The organism is Paenilisteria riparia FSL S10-1204 (assembly GCF_000525995.1).
In the GTDB taxonomy this organism is placed as follows: Bacteria; Bacillota; Bacilli; order Lactobacillales; family Listeriaceae; genus Listeria_A; species Listeria_A riparia.
In genome coordinates, this window is record NZ_AODL01000049.1 from 1 (window position 1) to 1,810 (window position 1,810).

At 42.9% G+C, this 1,810-nt stretch carries 3 protein-coding genes; all 3 read right to left on the minus strand.

Going from position 1 to position 1,810, the window contains the following annotated elements; genetic code table 11:
* Positions 1–301, minus strand: a 301-nt coding sequence (locus tag PRIP_RS15760) for an ABC transporter permease (RefSeq protein ID WP_036102583.1), incomplete at its 3' end; no start/stop codon positions are given.
* 17 nt (positions 302–318) lie between these two features.
* Positions 319–1,392, minus strand: coding sequence for an accessory Sec system protein Asp2 (locus tag PRIP_RS15765; RefSeq protein ID WP_036102585.1), 1,074 nt, complete (start codon positions 1,390–1,392; stop codon positions 319–321).
* Between the two features lie 19 nt (positions 1,393–1,411).
* A partial coding sequence (locus PRIP_RS17245; RefSeq protein ID WP_036102587.1) for a glycosyltransferase occupies positions 1,412–1,810 on the minus strand: 399 nt, incomplete at its 5' end.

The window sequence follows — 1,810 nt, forward strand, 5'->3', positions numbered from 1 at the left end:
TGAGGTTTGCGTAAATCGAATTGGCTCCCGACACGATAATCCCGCTAATAAAGAACCAAGGGATGATCCCGATTAGCATCCAAACGATATATGGCACATTGCCTTCAATCATCTGGGAGCCATTCATCCGAATCCCAAACACGAAATAATAAATCAGCACTTGTAAGGTCGGACTAAGTACTTCCCATACCATCCCTAAATAGTGACTTTGATATGCCGCGCGTTGGTCATACCGCGCAATACGCATAATTTTATGCCAATGCGTGGCCTGCTCTTTTAAAATTTGAATCGTTGCTTTCAATCCGGATTCCCTTCTTCCTACGTCTGATTGCTAATGATGTTGGATACGGTTTCCAATAAAAATGGTGCATAATATTGTCCCGTCTGGTTATGATCGCTGTAATCTTGGATGTCGAGTTCGTAGGCGATCCCTTTGGCATCACACCTTTTTAAAAATGGTTGTAAATGTTCCTCGTAATGAAAATCCCCTTTTCCTACATGGAAAATGAATTTTGGACATTGTTCGCTGGTTTCGAGTAGATGCATAATCAGTTCGTTGTAGTATTTCTCACCTGCTGCTTTGTCTTCTCCGATTAAGTTGTTATAGCCTTTGGTGATAATCGGATTTTTCATCGCACGGCGCTTAAGATACTTCGCGATATAAACTTGTGGTGCGCCGACAATGGCGGTCCCAAAATGGTATTTCATCGAATAATATAGAGACGCGGCGCCTCCTTTACTTGAGCCGGACGCGATAATGTTTTCTGGGGCGATCCCAAGGTCATTGGCCACCGTGGTAATCAGCGCAATGACCGAACGTTCATAGTCATGTTGACAATTATGACCCGTGTAATAACAAAACTGGCCTTTGTATTCATCTAGGATAAACAGTTTGTTAATATCACACGGCCAAAGTGTCCGAAAATGGTTATAGACGGGATGCCCCCCACTAAATTCTTGGGAGTGCAAGCCGGAAAAAGAGATGAGTAATTTGTCGGATGTCGTTCTTGCTGGTTGTAACAAATATTTCACCGGGTTATCGTTATAGTAGATGCGTTCTTTGTCTAGCGTGGTTTGAACGGTTTGCTTGTTCGTCGTATCGATATTGAGCGTGTTCGTTAGTTTGTTAATAATAATGTCTCCATTTTTCCTTAAAAAGAGACGCATCTTGTAAGCACCACTACGAATTGGTTGATAGGTGATGGTGATTTGCTTTTTACCGATGGGTTCGTACCATTGGCGCTCGATGATGTGGCCATCCTGGTAAATATAGTACGCATATTCATACGTAGCTTCTAATAAATACAGGGCTTTGAAGCGCACCGATGCGATGCCTTCGTGATAGCCGAGATCGGTTGTGGCTAGTTTTTCAATGATTACATCTGTTTTCATACGTTCATATCTCTCCTTGTCACCCTTCAAATGTCGCTACCAGCAATGCTTCGATTTCACGACAAATCTTGGCTTTATTGAAATATTGATAGGCATATGCTTGATACATTTGCTGGTTCTTTTTCGTTAAGGTGTTGTGCTGAATGAACTCCACGATAGCTTCTGGTGACTGGAAAATAGAATACTCCGGGTACACCGTATCGACGCCAGGCCATGAAAGTAAGCACGGGGTTGTGCCTGCTGCCATGCCTTCCATCAAAACGGTATGGAAACTTTCGGATTCACTCGTCGATAATAAATAACCGATTTTTTGTAACCATTCGTGGACATCATTCCCATGTTTATCAAAAACAACATGGTCTTTCCATGGTGCCGCCTGGATACGCGCAAAAACAGCTTCGTAATACTCGCGTTCTGC

What these genes read in the sequence shown, in the direction of transcription:
- PRIP_RS15765 (WP_036102585.1), bottom strand. Translation starts at nt 1,392, where the DNA reads ATGAAAACAGATGTAATCATTGAAAAACTAGCCACAACCGATCTCGGC.